Below are 20896 nucleotides of genomic sequence, written 5' to 3' on the forward strand. Positions count from 1 at the left end.
AGAATGTGTATAAGAGACAGACTTAACATTACGAACTCATAATAAACGACTGTCAAGAAAAACAATTTGCTTTTCTAAAAACGAGCAATACCTTGATGCTCATTTTGAGCATTTACTTTTGGGTCTAGTACATTAAAGGTAAATCATCACATTATTTAAGATTACATTTTATCTTAATTAAATTTAGTTTGAATAACTCAATTTGTTTTTTATATCAAACAATAGAGTTGCTTTAGGATATATTTAAATTGTAAAAAGTCTCTCTTATATATCGCCGCTTGCACCCACCTAGAGCCTTTTTGAAGACCGCTCGTTTACTCAGGTGATGTTGCTACCATTTATATGTAGCTACTACTTTACTAAGCTAACAAATATACGTAAGTGATTTTTTGAAAACCCATAGGCTTGATAAATACTATTGGTTTTTTGGAATGAATCTGTAGATCCCAAAGACAATCGTTAGAAGTCGGTACTTCGACCTACAGAAAATAATTCAACCCACCTACAACGCAACTCCGCAACAATTTCGAGTTGCGCAGTATAAAAAAGTAACGATAACCTTTCTAGTGTCAAGCTAGAGAGTACTTAATACACTTAAATATACGCAACAACGCATCGTTGGACACGGTTGTTTTTAAATTAAGACTATAGGTCTATAGAGATCGTATGACTAAAATCTTTAGGGAGCATCCTACGTTTTTCTCTAAGGTAATTTTTTAACCCTTCTACACTATCGTGACGAGTAATGGGCAGCATTTTTGAAATCGCTTCCGATTGCGAAAGGCCCGAAGCAATAAAATGTTCATATATATTGACGGCAAAACTATGTCTAAAACTATAAATACCATATTCCCGCCCTAAATTGAAGTGTCTCTTTACTGCCTTAAAACGATGTCCAAAATGATCTGTTTTGCTTTTTTCCGAAGCCTCCCAATAAGCCGGATGACCATTTGGAGTGAACACAAAACTGTTAGGATCATATTTTTCTAAATTCATCTTCACTAAGATTTCATACAACTGATCTATGATAAAAACCTTTTCTATCGCTTTGGTTTTTGTTTTATCAGTTAACAGCCTATTAGTAAGGTCTACATCCTTAACTCGCAAACGCAACACTTCCCGGTTGCGCAAAAATGAATAGGCTAACACTCTAAGATAATCTAACAAATATGGGTCATTTACTTCCAAATAGTTTCTAATGTCTGAAATTTGTGCGGTGGTAAACGGATGATTTTTAACAGGATTAGATTTCTCTTTTCTGATATCCTTTACAAAATTATGTTCGATATGGCTATTCTCTACCATTTGAGAAAATACTCCGCTTATCGCAGCCCGATAATTGTTCACACTAGTCGCTGTTTCCCCTTTACGCTTAATATATTTTAGAAATTCCACAATATGAGCCCTTTTTATATCTCGGGCAGGGTTATGAATAAATTTATGGGTTGTGGCAAAATCAATGAATTTATTTATTCTAAAATCTACTGATGCCGAAGTACTCTCGGCCCATGTGGTTTTTTTATCCTTTAATGCTTGAGTAATTGCCTCAAAGAAAGTAACTTCTGTTACTTCAAAAGTTAAAGCATTGTTTATAGGTATCGTATTTTCATAAGGGTTATACCCTTCTTTAAGTAACCGTGTAAAAGCCCCAACCAAATTCTTTCCGCACGCCTTTCGTTGCGCGACAGTCTTATATCGGTTAATCCCTAGTTTAAAATTAAATTTCGAACTCGAATCAAACTTCCCGGTTTTAGGGTTTCGATAATTGAACCATATATACCATGGACGGTCTAAAGTAGCTCTTCCTCTAGAATCTTTGGGAATAAATAACTTCACTTCTGAATAATCCATCTTATCTGAATTAACGATGAGGATTTTAGGTACCTTTTTAGGTACTTTTTTGGAAAGATACACTTTTCTGCTCATTTTAGAAAAGTGTTTAAAACGAAGAAACCCCCTATAACAGGAGGTTTCCTAAGTACTGAAGACGGGACTTGAACCCGTACGGACATTTCTGTCCACTGGATTTTAAGTCCAGCGTGTCTACCAATTCCACCACTTCAGCGAATATGGAGCGAAAAACGGGATTCGAACCCCTGCCTTTGCCGGCAGGCAGGCGCGACCCCGGTCGCACATTTGGTTTTACAAACGCTCCTAAAAGCTGTCGCAAAATCATTGTTTTGAGCGAAAAACGGGATTCGAACCCCTGCCTTTGCCGGCAGGCAGGCGCGACCCCGGTCGCACTTTCAGTTTTACAAACGCTCCTAAAAGCTGTCGCAAAATCATTGTTTTGAGCGAAAAACGGGATTCGAACCCGCGACCTCCACCTTGGCAAGGTGGCGCTCTACCAACTGAGCTATTTTCGCAAACTAAGATCGTAACTCAGGCGCCGAATCAATATTCTATTGCCTAAAGCGGACGGCAAATTTAAAACTTTTACCTCAAAACCAAAGACATTTTTTAAAAATTTATTACAAACCTTACTTCTTTATTTTTATGGAAGCCTTGCGCTGCAACATACGCTTTATTTCGTTTAATTTCATCAACGCCTCAACTGGTGTAAGCGTATCGATGTCGATCTCTAAGATCTCTTCGCGCAACGACTCTAACAACGGATCATCCAGTTTAAAGAAACTAAGCTGCATCTCTTCTTTAGAAAGTGCTTTCATTTCTTCTGTAAGTTCTTCGGAAGAATGCGATCGCTCCAAACGCTCTAATATCTTGTTCGCACGATGCAACACAGCCTGAGGCATTCCGGCCATTTTGGCTACATGAATACCAAAACTATGATGTGAACCCCCGGGAGTAAGTTTCCGAAGAAATAAAACAGTATTCTTTAACTCCTTGACCGATACATTATAATTCTTAATGCGCTCGAAGGTCTCAGTCATTTCGTTCAATTCGTGATAATGGGTCGCAAACAACGTTTTTGCCCGAGAAGGATGCTGGTGCAAATATTCGCTAATGGCCCATGCGATCGAGATCCCATCGTAGGTACTTGTACCACGACCAATCTCATCTAACAACACCAAACTGCGTTCAGAAATATTATTTAAGATACTTGCGGTTTCATTCATCTCGACCATAAAGGTAGATTCTCCCATCGAAATATTATCACTAGCCCCTACCCTTGTAAATATTTTATCGACTATGCCCATTCGCACGGCTTTGGCCGGAACAAAACTTCCCATCTGCGCTAATAGGACCACTAAAGCCGTTTGTCGTAAAATAGCCGACTTACCACTCATATTGGGACCTGTGATCATGATGAGTTGTTGGTTCTCGCGATCTAGGAACACGTCGTTGGGTATATAAGGCGAATCTGGTGGTAATTGCCGCTCTATGACCGGATGTCGACCTTCTTTTATATCCAGATCATAACTGTCGTCTATTAATGGTCGCGTGTAATTCGATGTTTTAGCCAAGGTCGCGAAAGAACACAAACAATCCAATTCGGCAATAAGTGCTGCGTTCTGCTGCACCGAACCAATAAACTCTAGCATCCAATCGATTAAAGCACCAAACAACTCCTGCTCTAATGCACCAATCTTCTCTTCAGCACTTAAGATCTTGGCTTCATATTCTTTTAGTTCCTCGGTAATGTAGCGCTCTGCATTTACCAAGGTCTGTTTGCGAATCCATTCTTCGGGCACTTTATCTTTGTGCGTATTGCGCACTTCGATATAATACCCAAAAACGTTGTTCGAGGCGATCTTTAATGAAGTAATCCCGGTACGTTCGGTTTCTCGTGCTAACATGGCATCGAGATAATTCTTACCACCGGTTGCTATCCCTCGTAGTTCATCCAGTTCCTCATGAAAACCCGGTGAGATCACGTTCCCTTTATTCATAGCCACGGGAGCCTCTTCTAACAGGGTTTCTTTTATTTTGGATCGCAATAGATCGCAAGGCTGCAAGGCATCACCTAAGATTTGAAGCGACTCGTTACTAGCGTTGGAAGCCACTTGCTTGATGGGTAGAACAGCTTCTAACGAATTTTTTAACTGTATAACTTCCCTCGGATTTATCTTAGCGGTCGCCACTTTGGAGATCAATCGTTCCAGATCTCCTATTTTTTTAATTTGTTGTTGTATTTGTTGTAATTCAGAAGGCGCGCCTAACAAATAGCTAACCACCTCATGGCGTCTTGCAATCTTATCTGCATTCTTTAAAGGCAAGGCCATCCATCGCTTTAACAATCGACCACCCATTGATGAAATCGTATGGTCTATCACATCCAGCAGGGTAACTGCCTGTTGTTGCGTACTGTGGTATAACTCTAAATTTCGAATGGTAAAACGGTCCATCCACACATAGGCATCCTCGGCAATACGCGCCAACTTGGTGATGTGCTGTAACTTGCTGTGTTGGGTTTCGCCTAAATAATGTAAGGCTGCGCCGGCTGCAATAACACCGGCTTCCAAATGATCCACTCCAAATCCTTTTAAATTCTTGGTGTTAAAATGCTTGGTTAAGGTCTCATTGGCATAGTCTTGCTGAAACACCCAATCTTCGAGGTGAAATACGTGATAGGAATCGCCAAACGTTTCAGCGAAAAGCGATCGTTTTTGTTTGCTAAAAAGTACTTCGGAAGGATTAAAATTTTGTAACAACTTATCTATGTACTCCGGACTTCCTTCCGAAGTCAAAAATTCACCTGTTGAGACATCTAAAAAACTAACCCCGATTAGAGGTACCCCCGATGACCTATCGGTAGGTCCAAAATGTAAGGCAGCCAAAAAGTTATTAGAAGTAGCATTCAATATATCATCGTTCAAAGCGACCCCCGGTGTTACCAACTCGGTAACACCACGCTTTACAATGGTCTTGGTCTGTTTTGGGTCTTCCAGTTGATCACAGATCGCGACTCGACAACCCGCCATTACCAATTTGGGTAAATAGGTATTAAGCGAATGATGAGGAAATCCTGCTAACTCGGTCTTATCGCCTCCATTATTTCTAGAAGTAAGGGTGATATTGAGAATTCGAGCCGCACGTACAGCATCTTCGCCAAATGTCTCGTAGAAATCGCCTACTCGAAATAGCAATAAGGCATCAGGGTACTTTGCCTTGATGCTGTTGAATTGCTTCATTAAAGGGGTAACTTTCTTGGCCATTTCTATTCAATTCCTAAACCGATAAAATTATAAAATCTCTTGGGGTTTTTGAAACAGATCCATTCACATTTATAGCCTTTTATCAACAAAATGACAACTTATCTATAAATTTTGACCTATTTCGGAAAGGCAAAAGCAACCCTAATTTTTAAACATCCTTTTTAAAAGCTTATTTTTGTCGCAATGAAGTACAGAAAACTTAAAAATAGCGAATTAGATCGCGTCGATCCCAAAACATTTAAGACGATCGAAAAGTCTCCGCTCATCATTATTCTCGACAATATTCGCAGCTTAAACAATATTGGTTCGGTATTTCGCACTTCGGATGCCTTTCTGGTTAAGAAGATCTACCTCTGCGGAATAACAGCCCAACCGCCACACAAAGACATACAAAAAACGGCCTTAGGAGCTACCGAAAGTGTCGCTTGGGAATATGCCGAAAACACCATGGAGGTGATCGAAAAGTTACAAAAAGAAGGGGTGGTCGTTGCCGCGATCGAACAAGCAGAATTAGCGGTATCACTTACCGATTTTTCGATTCAAAAAGAAATGACCTATGCGCTGGTCTTTGGAAATGAGGTGAAAGGGGTGCAACAAAAAGTAGTGTCTGCCAGCGATGTGGTAATAGAGATCCCGCAATTTGGCACCAAACATTCTTTGAATATCTCGGTAAGCGCCGGTGTGGTTGTTTGGGATTTCTTTTCAAAAATGCAACAAATACAATAAACGACTTTAGGGCTTATTTTTCCACTATCGTTTTAAGCAGTCTTACATAGTCCGTTCGACGTTTTATAAAATCCATTTCAGAAATATCGATCACCTTTAATTTCTCCTTGGGAACGGTTTTTATAAACTCTAAATAGCCTGTGTGCAACTGCTGCAGATAGGTTTCCGGTATTGATTGCTCGTATTTTCTCCCTCGTTTCATAATATTCGCTAACAATCGCTCGGTATTTTGATACAAGTACACATACACATCGGGTTTAGGTAATTCTTTATGCATTAAGTGAAACAACTTTTTATACAAGTTGTACTCTTCATGCTGCAGCGTCACTTGCGCAAATATCAACGATTTATAGGCATCGTAATCGGAGATCACGCAATCCTTGAACAGATCGAATTGGGTAATATCATCTAACAATTGTTGATAGCGATCGGCAAGAAAAGACATTTCTAACGGAAACGCATATCGTTGCTGATCCTTATAGAACTTCGGAAGAAACGGATTGTCCTTAAACCGCTCCAATATCAATTTTGCATTGAAATCGGTTGCCAATTTTGTGGCAAGGCTGGTTTTTCCGGCACCAATGTTTCCCTCAATGGCAATATAATTATACGGAGAAAGATCGTAACTGTCTATCGGATTTTTGAGTATCGCAGCTTGTTTTCCTAATGCAGTCTTATCTTCAGTTTCGGCAAGTAGTGTATTCACATCTTTCTGAAGCCTTGGATGCACCCATTCCGCATCGATATCGGCCAACGGCTGTAAAACAAATCTTCGATTGTGCAATTGTGGATGCGGGACTGTTAACACATCTAAGCTTACTTCGAGCTTGTCAATGCTAAGTATGTCTATATCGATAGGTCTTGACATATACCCCTTCCCTTTTTGACGAACTCGCCCTTGCTTGGCCTCGATCTTCAATACTTTTTGAATAAGTTGTCTAGGTGTATAAGTACTCGTTATCAACACCACACAATTTAGAAAAGGGTCGCCATCAAACCCCATAGCGGGGCTCTCATAAACAGTCGATATCTTTAAAATAGAACCAACCTCTTCGAAAATCGCCTGAACAGCTTGCTGTAGGTGTGAAAGACGGTCGCCGGTATTGCTCCCTAATGATAAATAGATGTGTTTTTCGGGTTCGATCGCAGTGATTTTAACATTTAGCACGAAATTAACGAAAAGAAAATGACTGACCATTATCTTTGTTCGTATAGTGAAAAATTAGTGGCAGTACGTACGCTTAAGGATAGTTTAGTAGCACAACGCATCTATTTGATTTTAGGAGCGTTATTTATTGCTTCACTGGTCGTTTCGAATTTGATCTTTCAGAAATTCTTTTACTGGGATTTCTTCGGAATCTACACCTTCGAGATCTCTGTAGGAATACTACCCTATCCCATCACTTTTCTCATTACCGATATTATTAGCGAAGTGTATGGCAAAAAGAAAGCCAATGAAGTAGTCACTGCCGGAATATTCGCTTCGTTCTTTTCCTTATTGATCGTTTTTGTTTCAGACCTTGCGCCAGCAACCGTTTGGAGCCCCATAGACGATCCCTTGTTCACCAAAGTGTTTGGTGCCACTGCGATAGCGGTACTAGCTTCTATGATGGCGTATTTGTTGGCACAGTATATCGACATTCAGATCTTCCATTTTTGGAAACGACTTACCAAAGGCAAACATCTATGGCTTCGAAATAACTTTTCGACCTTTTTGTCGCAGTTCGTCGATACGTTTACCGTATTGCTGTTGTTGTGTAGCTTCGGAAAGATCGATTGGTCACTTTTTACGGGCTTGCTACTAAGTGGCTTTCTGTTTAAAGTGTTGGTAGCCTTGATCGACACGCCGTTTCTGTATGCCGCTGTATGGGGACTACGAATGCGCTTCGGACTCAAACCGGGAGAAGAGATCAATTGGAATGAAACAGTTCGAACAGGCGAAGAACTTTCAGAATAAAAAAAGAAAAAAATACACATGAAAAAGATACTTAAGATCATAGGAATCATACTTGGAGTACTTATACTTCTCCTTGCGCTTTCACCATTGTTCTTTAAAGGCACTTTAGAGAAATTGGTACAACGCACTATCGATAAGAATCTAGATGCGACTGTAGCTTGGGGCGATTTCGACCTTAGTTTATTTCGCAGTTTTCCCGATGCGGCCCTTACCATTAAGGATTTTAGTGTAATTAATAACGCACCTTTTGAAGGGGACACCTTAGCTAGCGGTAAAACACTTAAACTCGATATGGGGATCACGCAATTGTTTAAAAGTGGTGACGACCCCATCGTCGTAGACGCCTTATTGTTAGACGAATCTTTTGTAAATATTAAAATCGATAGTTTGGGCAATACCAATTACGATATTGCCATAAAGAAAGATGCACCATTAGCCGATAACACCGAAGGGAATGCCGGATTTACCTTCGATCTTAAAAAGTATGAAATACGGGATAGTCGCCTAAATTATTTAGACGAAGCCACTCAAACCTTTTTAATGCTGAAAGAACTGAATCACATAGGTACCGGTGACTTCTCATTGGCCCAATCGGAGTTGGATACCGAAACCCAAGCATTGGTTTCCTTGCAAATTGAAGAAATTGAATATCTAAGCGAGAATCAGGTGTCGTTAGATGCGATATTTCAATTGGATCTTGAAAACCAAAAATACACCTTCCTAGAAAATGAAGCCCGTGTTAATGCACTTCCGCTAACGTTTAATGGATTTGTAAAAGTAAATGAAAACAACAATGAGATCGACCTAACCTTTAAAACACCATCGTCCGATTTTAAGAACTTCCTCGCTGTTATTCCCGAAACCTACGTCAAAGAACTGGATGGTGTTACCACGACCGGTAATTTTACCGTAGACGGAATGCTTAAAGGAATAATTGACGATAATTACATTCCGAAGATGGACATAAGAGTAGCCAGCGACAATGCGTCGTTCAAGTACCCTGACCTTCCAAAAGCGGTACGCAATATCTCTATAGATGCCCAGCTTAAGAATGAGACGGGGTTGATGAAAGACACCTACTTGAATATTGGTGGTGTTTCGTTTCGAATCGATGATCAATTGTTTACAGCGAATGGAAGTATTCGAAATTTAACTGAAAATGCGTTGGTCGCCCTAGCACTAGAAGGAACTATTAATCTTGCGAACATAGAACAAGTGCTACCCATAGAGATGGAACAAGACCTCAACGGGATTTTTACAGTCGACGTTAACACGAATTTCGATATGCAATCGGTAGAGAACGAGCAATATCAAAACATCAAATCTACCGGAACTGCCAGTCTGAAGAATTTTTCATACCAAGATGCCTCTTTCAAAAATGAATTGAACATCGCTACCGCCAATCTTTCCTTTTCTCCGGGAAGTATCGTACTTAAAGAATTACAGGCTTCTTCCGGACAAACGGATGTTTCAGCAACAGGGACCATTCAAAATTTGATCCCATGGATCATGGCCAAACAAGATCTAAAAGGCACCTTTAATGTACAGTCGAACACGTTTAATGTGAACGATTTCATGACGGCCGATGCAACTGCTTCCGAAGCGAATACCAATACAACTTCCTCTAACAATCGCAGCCTAGCAAAGAAAGAATCGGTTAAAATTCCTGATTTCTTGGATGCCACCTTAGATTTTTCCGCCAACAAGGTGTTGTACGATAATCTAGAGCTGTCGCAAGTAAAAGGAACCGCTAGCATTAAGGAAGAAACGGTCACTCTAAGAAATGTAACCTCTAATATATTTGGTGGTAGCGTCGCGATTGGCGGAAATGTGTCTACCAAGAACCCGACCCCCACCTTTGCCATGAATGTAGATCTTAGCAAGATCGACATAGGAGAATCCTTTGAAAAGATGGAACTGTTAAAGTTCTTGGCCCCTGTGGCAAGAGCACTTCAAGGAGATCTTAACACTCAATTGGAGCTTAGCGGTGATTTAACAAGCGATCTCACACCTGATCTTACAACACTAGCGGGAAATGCCGTAGCGCAAATTCTAACTGCTGAAGTCGACAAACAAAAAATGCCGTTACTTGCTAAGATAGGTGACAAGGTATCTTTCTTGAATATCGATCGGCTTAGTTTGCGTGATGTAAGTACTGTATTGCAATTTAACAATGGAAATATAGAGGTTCAACCCTTCGATTTTGATATAAAAGGAATTACGGTGACGGTAGATGGAGCTCACGGCCTTGATAAAAGTATTAATTATAATCTCACTATGGACGTACCGGCGCGGTACCTTGGTGGTGATGTCAACAAATTGCTGTCGAAACTCGATCCGCAAGAGGCAAGTGAAATGACAGTTGCACTTCCTGTGGGGTTGAATGGGACCATCACAAATCCGCAGATCTCGGTAGATACAAAAGCCGCTGTTTCTAAGCTAACGCAACGACTGATAGAGAAACAGAAGCAAGACCTAAAAGATAAAGGAACCGATATTCTTAAAGACTTGATCGGAGGTGGTGAAACAACGACAGATACGACCAATACGACTCAGGAAACCAACACCCAACAAAATACTTCTGAGGTAGTAAAAGACATTTTGGGAGGCATCTTCGGAAACAAAAAGAAAGCGCAAGACACTACTAAATCGGGCAATTAAGGGCTCTGTTCTAATTAATTTATTTGAATAGAGACCACGTACCCTTCGCTACCGCGAACGTTGAAAACCGTATTGTCTTCAAATAAGAGGTATTGCCCCTTGATGCCTTTAAGTATTCCCTCAAAGGTAGGGGTCTTTTCTAAATTCAAGCTCTTTAGTTTTTTGGGGTATTGTAGTACCGGAAATTCGAGATTTGTTTCCTTGTTGTTCGCAATAAAATAGGAAGCCGCTTCTTCCGGTATGTATTGCTGTAACTTATCCCGCCAAGCCACAAGGTCTTGATCTATTATTTCATTTTTAAGCATCGTTCGCCAATTGGTCTTATCGGCCACATGTTCTTTTAACGCAACTTCGGTGATACCTGCCAAATAACGATTAGGCACTTCTACAATCTCTATAGCTTCATGAGCACCTTGATCGATCCACCGTGTGGGCACCTGGCTTTTACGAGTTACTCCTACCTTTACATTGCTACTATTCGCAAGATACACCACATGCGGTTGCAATTGCACCTTCTTTTCGTAGGTCAAGTCTCGATCTTCTTTGTCGAGATGGGCCGTACTCAATTCGGGTCGCATGATCCAGTCGGCTGCTTGCGGAATTTCAAAAAAACAATCGTAACAATAGCCTTGACGGTATATTTTTTTATTTAGTTCGCAGTTTAAACATTGGTAACCCTGAAAGGCGATCTTGACTTTTTTATCTAATAACTGATTGACGTTGAGGAAATCAGTCGGGAACACCAAATAATATTGTATAGGCTGTCCAACTTCGGTCTGCATTTTTGTTAAAACTCCTTCGTACTTCATTGAAAGAAAATTGCTATTTTTATTGCATAAAGATAGCCTAAAAATATGCCAATACCCATAGTTAATTCTATAGCTTCATGGTTTTTAAAAAAGCGATTTCATCAGATTGAGCTGTTTTTAAAATACCCTATTGAAGTACAAAACGAATTGCTTCACGGTTTACTGCATAAGGCAAAAAATACTGAAATTGGAAAAGAATACGATTTCTGCTCCATACAGACCTATGAGGAATTTGCGAACAGGGTTCCAATTAGTAGCTACGAAGACAATGAAGAACGGATTCAAAGAGCTCGAAAGGGAGAAACGAATATCTTTTGGCCTACACCCATAAAGTGGTTTGCCAAATCTAGTGGCACCACCAATGCTAAGAGTAAATTTATACCGGTAAGCAGCGATTCGTTAATAGATTGTCACTATGCCGCCAGCAAGGACTTGTTGTGCATGTACCTCAATAACAATCCCAACTCTCAACTCTTCGTGGGTAAAAGTTTGCGATTAGGCGGAAGTAAAGAACTCTACCAAGAGAACGGTACGGTCTTCGGCGATCTTTCGGCCATTTTGATAGACAATATGCCATTTTGGGCGGAATTTAGCAGTACACCCAGCAGCGACATTTCATTGATGAGCGACTGGGAAACCAAGATGCAAGCCATTGTAAATGAAACCATCTGGGAAAATGTTACGAGTTTAGCCGGCGTTCCCTCATGGATGCTTGTATTGCTAAATCAAGTGGTAGAAACTACCGGTAAGCATAATTTATTCGATGTTTGGCCTAATCTAGAAGTGTATTTTCACGGTGGGGTTAGTTTTGACCCGTATATAGAACAATACGACAAATTATTTCCGAAGGAAAGCTTTCGCTATTATGAGATCTATAATGCTTCGGAAGGATTCTTTGCGATACAGGATCGAAACACCAATAAAGAATTGTTGCTAATGCTCGATTATGGTATTTTCTACGAATTTATTCCTATGGAAACCTACGGTACTTCCGAAGAAAAGGTGATACCACTTAGTGATGTTGAAGTTGATCAAAATTATGCGATAATAATCACTACCAATGCCGGGCTATGGCGTTATAAGATTGGTGATACGGTTCGGTTTACTTCTATAAATCCCTATCGCATTCGTGTGACCGGGCGAACCAAGCACCATATAAATGCTTTTGGAGAAGAACTTATTATTGAAAATGCTGAAGCGGCGCTTCGAAAAACCACCTCACTCACCCGCACAGAAATAATCGACTATACTGCGGCGCCTATCTTTATGGACGGGAAGAAAAAAGGAGCCCATGAGTGGATCATAGAATTCAAAACAGCACCTAAGGATTTCGATGTATTTGCGCAATTGTTAGATCAAGCCTTACAAGAAGTAAATAGCGACTATGAGGCAAAGCGCTTTAACAACACCACACTTAATGCACCCACCATACATTGCGCCCGTGAGCATCTGTTTTACGATTGGCTAAAGAAGAACAACAAACTAGGCGGGCAACACAAAGTGCCCAGGCTCTCTAACCAACGTAATTATTTAGAAGAATTGTTGGCTATGAACGCATCCTACTGAGATAAAACACGTTATACCGATGCATGACAAATTGCGTAATTGTATAAAGAAATAGCTTACTACTAAAACATCTAGCCCTCTAGGTTGACTCAGTTCTCTACCCTTGCATTTTATCGAATATTAGTTCCATACAACTAAAATTTTTGGTAGTACTTTTCTTACTTCTTAAGTTTGGAGCATACTAATCATTTAGGGGCAAAATGAAAAAAGTATTTATTTGCATTGGGGCAATTTTTTGCAGCATAAGTATACTATCCTGCGCTTCTTCTGGCGCTATTAAGAGCACAGAAGACAAGCTGGCCGGATATACGTTAAAAGACAAGAAAGAACTTATGGAGCAGAAGATATTACATAAGAAGTCAAAAACTGTTTTGGCTACTCCATGATAGTTAATTTTTAGGTTAGATTAAGTTTAATAAAAAGCCTCGAATGGGTTAATATTCGAGGCTTTTTTATGAGTATTTAATTACGTTTACTTTAAGACACTGCTTTAAGCTTTTTAATCGTCGACTTGTTAAGCTTCTCTTGAGCATACTCGGCCGTTACACGCAGCTCTTTATCCTCGGAACCCGGTAATTCGTACATGGCATCGGTAAGCACCGCTTCGCATAACGATCGTAACCCTCGCGCGCCTAACTTGTAGACGATTGCTTGTTCTACGATAAAATCTAACGCTTCTTCGGTAATTTCAAAATCAATTCCATCCATCTCGAACAATTTCTTGTATTGCTTAATGATGGCATTTTTAGGTTCGGTCAAGATGGCGCGTAGCGTACCTTTGTCTAATGGATTCATATAGGTTAGTACCGGTAATCTTCCTATGATCTCGGGAATAAGTCCGAAATCCTTTAGATCCTTCGGAATGATATAACGCAACAGATTGTCGCGGTCCATATGTTCCTCCTTTAAGGTAGCACTAAATCCAACCGACTGCATATTTAGTCGTTTTGAAATATGACGTTCAATGCCATCGAAGGCACCACCGGCGATAAACAATATGTTCTCGGTATTCACCTCGATGAATTTCTGATCGGGATGCTTTCTACCTCCTTTAGGCGGTACGTTTACAGTAGTTCCTTCCAATAATTTTAGCAAGGCTTGTTGCACACCTTCTCCACTTACATCACGAGTAATGGACGGATTATCACTCTTGCGGGCAATCTTGTCGATCTCGTCTATAAAAACAATTCCGTTTTGTGCCTTCTCCAAGTTATAATCGGCTGCTTGTAACAATCGCGTGAGTATACTTTCAACATCTTCACCAACATAACCGGCTTCTGTTAGCACCGTTGCGTCTACAATAGCAAGAGGCACATTAAGCATGCGCGCTATGGTCTTAGCCACTAAGGTCTTCCCGGTACCTGTTTGCCCTACCATGATGATATTACTTTTTTGTATCTCGATATCATCATCGGTCTTAGGTTGCAACAAACGCTTATAATGGTTATATACTGCAACCGACATCACCTTTTTGGTATGACTTTGTCCAATCACGTATTCGTCCAAAAACTCTTTAATAGATTTTGGCTTTTTAAGAATAAGCTCTTTGCTCAGTTCATTGTTTGTAGCATGTAACGCCTCTTCGACCACAATTCCGTGCGCTTGTTCTATACAGCGATCACAGATATGTGCATCTAAGCCGGCAATTAGCAAATTAGTCTCTGCTTTTTTACGACCACAAAAGGAACATTCTAATTCTTCTTTCGACATAATATCTTTTCTAGTTTCGCGATTCTTTTATACGTACTTACTTACGATTCAGTATTTCATCTATCATCCCATACTCGAGAGCTTTTTCGGCTTTCATCCAGTAGTCCCGATCGCTGTCTTCATATACCTTCTCGTATTTCTGACCACTGTGTTTGGCGATGATCTTATACAATTCTTCTTTCAGTGTTAGAATCTCTCTGGCGGTGATCTCAATGTCACTTGCTTGTCCTTGAGCTCCACCTAAAGGTTGGTGGATCATAACGCGCGAATGTGTTAATCCGCTACGCTTTCCTTTTTCTCCGGCACACAACAGTACAGCCGCCATAGAAGCTGCCATTCCTGTACAAATAGTAGCTACATCCGGTTTAATAAATTGCATGGTATCATAGATTCCCAAACCTGCGTAAACGCTACCTCCAGGAGAGTTAATATAAATTTGAATATCTCTGTCTGAATCTGTACTCGCCAAGAACAATAACTGCGCTTGTACAATATTGGCAACTTGGTCGCTAATTCCGGTTCCGAGGAATATAATACGGTCCATCATCAACCTAGAAAAAACATCCATCGCGACAGCGTTCATTTGGCGTTCTTCAATGATATTTGGTGTTAGACCCACAGGATACATGCTCCCTACGATATTGTCGTAGTAAGTGCTACTGATCCCTTGATCTTTTATAGCAAAATTTTTAAATTCTTTTCCGTAGTTCATATACTCTTCTATTCAATTTTTTAAAACAAATTAGGCGTTGAACTTATAAAATTCAACGCCTAAATATAACTATTTTATTGCTGAATTAAGCGTAAGCCTCCTTGATGAATGTATCGTAGGTAATTTCTTTACGCTTTAATTTTGCATTTTCTTTGAAGAACTGAAGCAGTTTGTTGGTATTCAACTGTTCACTAAGTCGTTTAACCTCTTCTTCGTTAGACATGATTCTTGCCGAGATGGTATCTAATTCTTCTTCGGAAGGATCTGTTTGACCAAATTGCGCCATTTGCCCTTTGATCATTTCTTTGGTATAGGCCTTCAACTCATCGAAGGTTACTTGAAGGTTGTGCTCCGCTCTTAATTTTCCTTCGATCAACTGATAGCGCAATCCTTTCTTACTTCGCTCGTATTCGGCTTTTGCCTCGTCCTCGGACATCGGTTTTTCACCCGAATTTTGAATCCATCGTTCTAAGAACGCATCAGGTAATTCGAATTTTGTGTGTTCGATAAGTGCTTCAACCACATCGTTCAGCAATTTCTGATCACTCTGCTGTTCGAATTGCTTCTCGGCGTCCTCCTTTATCTTCTCTTTTAATTCCTTTTCCGAAGTAACTACGCCTTCACCAAACAACTTATCGAACAACTCTTGGTTCAATTCGGCCATTTCGCGTGTGTTTACCTCTTCGATCTTAAAATTCACTTCAATATCAAGTCCGTGCGCATCATCATGCGATACTCCTAAATGCTTTTGTAGGTCATGGTCGTCTGCGAACATTCCTTTCGTCTTAAGCGTTACCGTGTCCCCCACCTTGGCACCTAACAAGCTATTGGTTTGTTTTTTACCTTTGATATTCTCGATATCGATAGTGGTGCTTTTTTCTATTTCTTTTTCTTCGGAAGTAAATGTACCTGTGATCTCATCAGCTTTCTCTACCGTATCTTTTGAAATGAGTTTGCCGTATTGTTTTCTAATGGTTTTCACCTGATTGTCCAACATCGTATCATCGGCTACGATCTTATAATGCGTAATAGGCTTCAATCCCTTCAAGTCTACCTCAAATTCGGGTGCAAGTCCAAGATCGAACTCGAACGAAAAATCATCGGCATCCCAATTAATTTCGGTCTCATTCTTAGGCAGTGGATTTCCTAACACATCTAATTTTTCTTCAGTAAGAAAAGCGTGCAACTTATCTTGCAATAGCTTATTTACTTCTTCCACCAATACTGCTTTACCGTATTGCTTTTTCACCATTCCCATAGGGACATGTCCCTTTCTAAAGCCAGGGATGTTAGCATTCTTTCGATAATCATTCAAAATTTTGTTTACTTTTTCTGAATAATCGTCTTTCGATATCTCTACAGTAACTACTGCATTTAAAGAATCGATGTCTTTTTTTGTTATGTTCATGTCGCTGAAACTTTTCAGTATATTGTTACAATCTCCTTCTTCAGAAGGCGGGTGCAAAAGTACGATATTTATACCAAGTCAGCAAGCATTTACTAGCTGTTATTCAACTGCTTATTTTTTGTCATCGAGAAGCGAATGCAGTATGGATTGGAGGAAGGATAATAGCAAACTAAACAACAAGGCCCACCATATATTTCTAACTTCAAAACCGCCAACAAAGTAGTCGGCCATCAAGATAATAAACGCATTGATGATAAGAAGAAATAGTCCCAATGTGATGATAGTAACCGGTAAGGTAAGTATTACCAAGATAGGCTTAACAATAAATCGCAGTAAAGCGATCACCACGGCCACAATGATAGCTGATACATAACCCGCTACCGATACCCCAGGTAAGAGTTTCGCCAGCAATACAACGGCAACAGCGGTAAGCAACAACTTTAGGAGTAATTTCATAATAGCCTTTTTAGTTATAGGATAAAGATAAAAAAATCCGCTCTCAAAAAATTGAGAACGGATTTTATTTATTTAAACACTAAAGCGTGTCTCTTAATTGTTTGTTAGGGTTACGGTTCCGTAATTTCCAATATTAACTTGTGGAATCGTAGCACCGTATTTTGCATTGATCGCTTGGATCATCAAATTAGCAGTATATGCATATCCACGCGGTGTTGGGTGCACTCCATCTAAAGAGAAAGCGCCTCCCGTTACAAAGGTGTCTGTCAATAGTCCAGCATCGTATGGTACTCCTACCTCAGCAACTTGTTCTAATGCTGCTCTTGCATCCACAAATGCCAAATCGTTAGCACCTGCCAATGATTGGATTGTTAGATTATATGCTGCAGAAGCATTAGCAACTCTAAACTGCTCTGTGTCGGTTAATACAAATTGATCGCTAAGCGGAATTGATACACCAATCACTCCTAATGGGTTACTCGGGTCCGGCGTAGTTCCTAATACCGATGATGCCGGCAATACGATAAGATCGTCATTGGTTGCTTGACGAATTTGACCTAACAACTGGGCTAATTCGGCCGGCAAGTTAAATGGAGGTCCTTGTAATATCGGACTAAGATCTAAAAGATCATCGTCTGTAAGGATCGGGAAGTTTGCACCTGCGACAAAGTTGATCATACGCTGGTTCGCTTCCTCTTCGCTTAAAAGACCTGCTCCTACCAATCCTGGTAATACTTGAGTATTGAACAGTTCGAATTCTGCATTCACAGCCGCAGCAGTAGCAGCATCCAATGGAATGGATTGTACCGGTACAGTTGTAAAATAAGGAATAGAAGTTACGTCAGGAATATTTACCAATACGCCACCAGATGCAGAAGCAGACAAGGCATCTACTTGTTGGCTGTACACAGACGCAAACACATTCGGGTCTGTGATATCGTTAGGTCCGTAGGTAGCAGGATCAAGATTTCCCGTTTGATCTACTCCAATACCTCCGGAGGTCGCATAACTAAGAATGTCGTTATTTCCAATCCAAAGGGTGAAGAACGAAGGATTCAATGTTACGGCGTCACCAATAACTGTGGCATTTGCCGATGTGGCAAAACGTGCGAAGTATGGATTTGCAGCACCAGAAGCCACCCCGGCTACATTACCGTATCCGGGAGCCACTAAATGAAAACTCTTAGCTCCAGGAACTCCCATATTATTAAAGGGACCCGTTGCGCTTGTTGTTATTTCTGTGGTCGGCATACCTTCCAATTCTACAGGCCCTAAAGGCGTTCCGTTTGCATCGGCAGCTAAAACCAGACGATTACCGGTAATTTGCGTTCCGTTCAACAATAATCCACCAAGGTTATCATTCATTAACGGCTGTGTGAATTCTCCTCCTCCAACGAAAGAAAACTGTCCCGCCATAATATTTGGATATGAGTTCTCTTGGCCGGTTATATACAATGCATTATCGGCGAATCCTGCTGTTAGTGAATTTCCCACAGCTACAAAACGAGAGAAATCTGCTGAACCACTGTCATAAAATCCTTGATCTTCAACCGAGTTTTCAAACTCCGGCTCACAGCTTACAAAGCCAACGGCTATTAAACCTGCTAATATTTTTATACTATTTTTCATCTTTTCTGAATTTTTTCATTTACAATTTATACGTAACCCCTAAACCAGGAATAAATGCGTTCGATTTGTATTTTCCGCTAAATGGAACTGCTTGTCCATTTTCAAAATAGAAATCGTAAGATGCATCTACTTCTTTAAAGTGAAGATATAAGAATGATGCATCGATCTGGAAGTTGTCATTAACATTGAATGTTAAACCGGCAGTATATCCATTACTGTCATTTCTCGGAGTTTCCGGAGCAAAAAATCCATCCTGCACAGGTGACTCATCAAAATAGTATCCTGCACGTAATGTAAACATACTAGTCGCTTCATACTGTAATCCGAAGCGATACGTAGATGCATTTTTATAATTTCTTCTATTATTAGAATCTGGTATATTTGGATCTGCAAAATCCAGATCTAAGGAGTCGTATACATCCCAGAACGCTCGGTTAAAATCGAAAGCGAACATCCATTTATCACAAAACTGGTACGACAATCCAACAGTTAGTTCTGCCGGTAGCGGTAATTCTGCATCAAAAGTAGTGTCTGCAAAGGGCGTTAAAGGTGAATTAGGAATATTCTCGAAATCGGCATCGCCATCTTCTGCCTTAAGAACGATCTCGCTTCGGTAGTTAAAACCAATGTTGAAATCGTCTGTTGGTGAGAAAAGAACACCTGCGGTCCATCCCCATTCATTCACACCTGAAGCGTCAACGGTAACCTCAGAACGATTACCATCTAGATCGGTTAGCGTACGGTTAAGGTTACGATTAAAGTTTACCGAACCAGTTACATAAATCGGTCCACCACCCACACTAAAGTACTCACCTAATTTAATAGAAACCGTAGGTTGAATGTAGATCGCAGCAAGATCGATGTTGTTAACAAGGTGCGATCCGGCCCAATCATCTTCGTATTCTACAGTACTACCGTAAGGAGTATAAATACCCAGACCAAAAGCCAACCAGTCGTTCGCTTGATAAGACCCATACAGATAAAACGGAGTTCCCGCCGGACTATCTGTTTGTGCAGATTCTCCTGTCATTTCGTTTTGGTAAGCAACATTTGAAAACACACCACTTACACCACCGGCAATTGTCAATCTGTTTTCTAAGTGTACTAACCCAGCCGGGTTAAAGAACAATGATTCACTGCTAATTACAGCAACCCCTGCGTGACCCATAGCCAAAGATTTGTTACCTTGTAAACTCACTCGATAACCTCCGGCATACGTTATTGCTGTTCCTAATAAAAAAACAGCAAGAAGTAATACTTTCTTCATAATAGATTTAAGTTAGATTAATTATTCTTTTTATAGAAATTACTTTTTATGAGCACGCAAATAAATGATTTTAAACAATTTATTATGCATACATAATAAAAATGATATTGCAATGTTATAAAAAATTCATCACTTTTTGGTAAAATTCGTCAGGATTTTCTGCGTGTAACCAATGGCCTGCGTTCGAAATTGTTTCAATAGTAGCATTTGGAAAATACTTTTTTATCCCTATCTCGTCCATCGAATCGATATAACCGGAGCGATCGCCCTTCAAAAACAAACTGGCGCCTTTATAGGGAGTTTCACTTTTTATGGCTTGGCCAACCTCCTCAATTTCTTTAGTTAATACGGGAAGATTCATTCGCAACCCTAACTTGCCTTTTTCTTTCCAATACAAGTTTTTCAGAAGAAATTGACGAACTCCTTTTTCTTTCACGTAGGCTGAAAGTGCTTTATCTGCTTCTCCCCTACTTTTTATTTCTGAAAAATCCAGCATCGACAGTCCCTTTAAAATATCTTGATGATGTTGCGGGTAGGCTTTGGGCCCAATATCTGCTACCAGCAGTTTTGAAACCTTCGAAGGATACTGTACTGCAAATTGCATGGCCGTTTTTCCACCCATAGAGTGGCCCAATAAGATGATCTCATTCAATTTGTGATGCTCGCAATAGGTTTTAAGATCATCTGCCATTATTGAATAGGAGAATTCGTTAGAATGAAAACTGCGCCCGTGGTTCCGTTGATCCACCAAGTGCATTTCATAACCTTCTTCAGCAAAACGATTCCCTAGGGTTTTCCAATTGTCGCTCATTCCTAAGAACCCATGTAAAATCAAGAATGGAGTTCCTTGTCCTAATATTTGAGAATGTAAAAGCATG

At 40.2% G+C, this 20896-nt stretch carries 15 protein-coding genes, 2 tRNA genes and 1 pseudogene; 5 read left to right on the plus strand and 13 right to left on the minus strand.

Annotated elements, in window-relative coordinates; translation table 11 throughout:
* Positions 1-19: 19 nt before the first annotated feature.
* A pseudogene (locus DWA30_RS13615) lies at positions 20-128 on the plus strand (IS1 family transposase); the annotation flags it as partial.
* A gap of 517 nt (positions 129-645) precedes the next feature.
* Here the strand turns inward: DWA30_RS13615 and DWA30_RS02175 are convergent.
* The 4 genes from DWA30_RS02175 to mutS all read right to left on the minus strand — a co-directional run bounded on the left by DWA30_RS02175 (position 646) and on the right by mutS (position 5117).
* Positions 646-1926 (minus strand): tyrosine-type recombinase/integrase, encoded by a 1281-nt coding sequence (locus DWA30_RS02175; RefSeq protein ID WP_114490891.1) that lies wholly within the window; start codon positions 1924-1926, stop codon positions 646-648.
* 53 nt (positions 1927-1979) lie between these two features.
* A tRNA-Leu gene (locus DWA30_RS02180) sits at positions 1980-2065 on the minus strand.
* 228 nt (positions 2066-2293) lie between these two features.
* Positions 2294-2366 (minus strand) — tRNA-Gly (locus tag DWA30_RS02185).
* A gap of 114 nt (positions 2367-2480) precedes the next feature.
* Positions 2481-5117 carry a DNA mismatch repair protein MutS gene (gene mutS, locus DWA30_RS02190; protein ID WP_114490892.1) on the minus strand — a complete coding sequence of 879 codons (2637 nt, stop codon included), beginning with the start codon at positions 5115-5117 and terminating at the stop codon, positions 2481-2483.
* 183 nt (positions 5118-5300) lie between these two features.
* On the opposite strand from mutS, the gene DWA30_RS02195 reads away from it, so the two are divergent.
* A complete protein-coding gene (locus DWA30_RS02195) occupies positions 5301-5843 on the plus strand; it encodes an RNA methyltransferase (protein WP_114490893.1) in 543 nt (180 codons plus the stop codon).
* A gap of 13 nt (positions 5844-5856) precedes the next feature.
* Here the strand turns inward: DWA30_RS02195 and folK are convergent, their stop codons facing one another.
* Positions 5857-6987, minus strand: a complete 1131-nt coding sequence (gene folK / locus DWA30_RS02200) for a 2-amino-4-hydroxy-6-hydroxymethyldihydropteridine diphosphokinase (RefSeq protein ID WP_438829896.1) — start codon at positions 6985-6987, stop codon at positions 5857-5859.
* 42 nt (positions 6988-7029) lie between these two features.
* Between folK and DWA30_RS02205 the strand changes: the two genes are divergently transcribed.
* Together DWA30_RS02205 and DWA30_RS02210 are read left to right on the plus strand one after the other, a co-directional pair.
* Positions 7030-7800: a queuosine precursor transporter gene (locus DWA30_RS02205; protein ID WP_114490895.1), complete on the plus strand. Its 771-nt coding sequence runs from the start codon at positions 7030-7032 to the stop codon at positions 7798-7800.
* Between the two features lie 18 nt (positions 7801-7818).
* Positions 7819-10461, plus strand: coding sequence for an AsmA family protein (locus tag DWA30_RS02210; protein WP_114490896.1), 2643 nt, complete (start codon positions 7819-7821; stop codon positions 10459-10461).
* Between the two features lie 14 nt (positions 10462-10475).
* On the opposite strand, the gene DWA30_RS02215 is transcribed toward DWA30_RS02210, so the two are convergent.
* On the minus strand, positions 10476-11270 hold the full coding sequence (locus DWA30_RS02215; RefSeq protein WP_114490897.1) for a DUF2797 domain-containing protein: 795 nt from the start codon (positions 11268-11270) through the stop codon (positions 10476-10478).
* Between the two features lie 45 nt (positions 11271-11315).
* On the opposite strand from DWA30_RS02215, the gene DWA30_RS02220 reads away from it, so the two are divergent.
* A complete protein-coding gene (locus DWA30_RS02220) occupies positions 11316-12836 on the plus strand; it encodes a GH3 auxin-responsive promoter family protein (RefSeq protein ID WP_114490898.1) in 1521 nt (506 codons plus the stop codon).
* Positions 12837-13313: 477 nt separating this feature from the next.
* Here DWA30_RS02220 and clpX read toward each other — a convergent pair whose 3' ends face one another.
* From clpX to DWA30_RS02260, 7 genes are all read right to left on the minus strand, one after another.
* Complete coding sequence (gene clpX / locus DWA30_RS02230; RefSeq protein ID WP_114490900.1) at positions 13314-14546, minus strand: ATP-dependent Clp protease ATP-binding subunit ClpX; 1233 nt, start codon at positions 14544-14546, stop codon at positions 13314-13316.
* A gap of 37 nt (positions 14547-14583) precedes the next feature.
* A complete protein-coding gene (gene clpP, locus DWA30_RS02235) occupies positions 14584-15258 on the minus strand; it encodes an ATP-dependent Clp endopeptidase proteolytic subunit ClpP (RefSeq protein WP_114490901.1) in 675 nt (224 codons plus the stop codon).
* An 85-nt stretch (positions 15259-15343) separates the two neighbouring features.
* The gene (tig, locus tag DWA30_RS02240) at positions 15344-16666 is read right to left on the minus strand and encodes a trigger factor (RefSeq protein WP_114490902.1); all 1323 of its coding nucleotides are present in this window, start codon (positions 16664-16666) and stop codon (positions 15344-15346) included.
* Positions 16667-16777: 111 nt separating this feature from the next.
* Positions 16778-17122, minus strand: coding sequence for a phage holin family protein (locus DWA30_RS02245; RefSeq protein ID WP_114490903.1), 345 nt, complete (start codon positions 17120-17122; stop codon positions 16778-16780).
* A gap of 93 nt (positions 17123-17215) precedes the next feature.
* Positions 17216-18751: an SGNH/GDSL hydrolase family protein gene (locus DWA30_RS02250; protein WP_114490904.1), complete on the minus strand. Its 1536-nt coding sequence runs from the start codon at positions 18749-18751 to the stop codon at positions 17216-17218.
* 19 nt (positions 18752-18770) lie between these two features.
* The gene (locus tag DWA30_RS02255) at positions 18771-20018 is read right to left on the minus strand and encodes an OmpP1/FadL family transporter (protein ID WP_114490905.1); all 1248 of its coding nucleotides are present in this window, start codon (positions 20016-20018) and stop codon (positions 18771-18773) included.
* A gap of 115 nt (positions 20019-20133) precedes the next feature.
* Complete coding sequence (locus DWA30_RS02260; RefSeq protein WP_114490906.1) at positions 20134-20895, minus strand: alpha/beta fold hydrolase; 762 nt, start codon at positions 20893-20895, stop codon at positions 20134-20136.
* Between the last annotated feature and the right edge of the window lies 1 nt (position 20896).

The sequence above is a fragment of the Candidatus Ulvibacter alkanivorans genome, from assembly GCF_003333325.1.
Classification (GTDB): Bacteria; Bacteroidota; Bacteroidia; order Flavobacteriales; family Flavobacteriaceae; genus Ulvibacter_A; species Ulvibacter_A alkanivorans.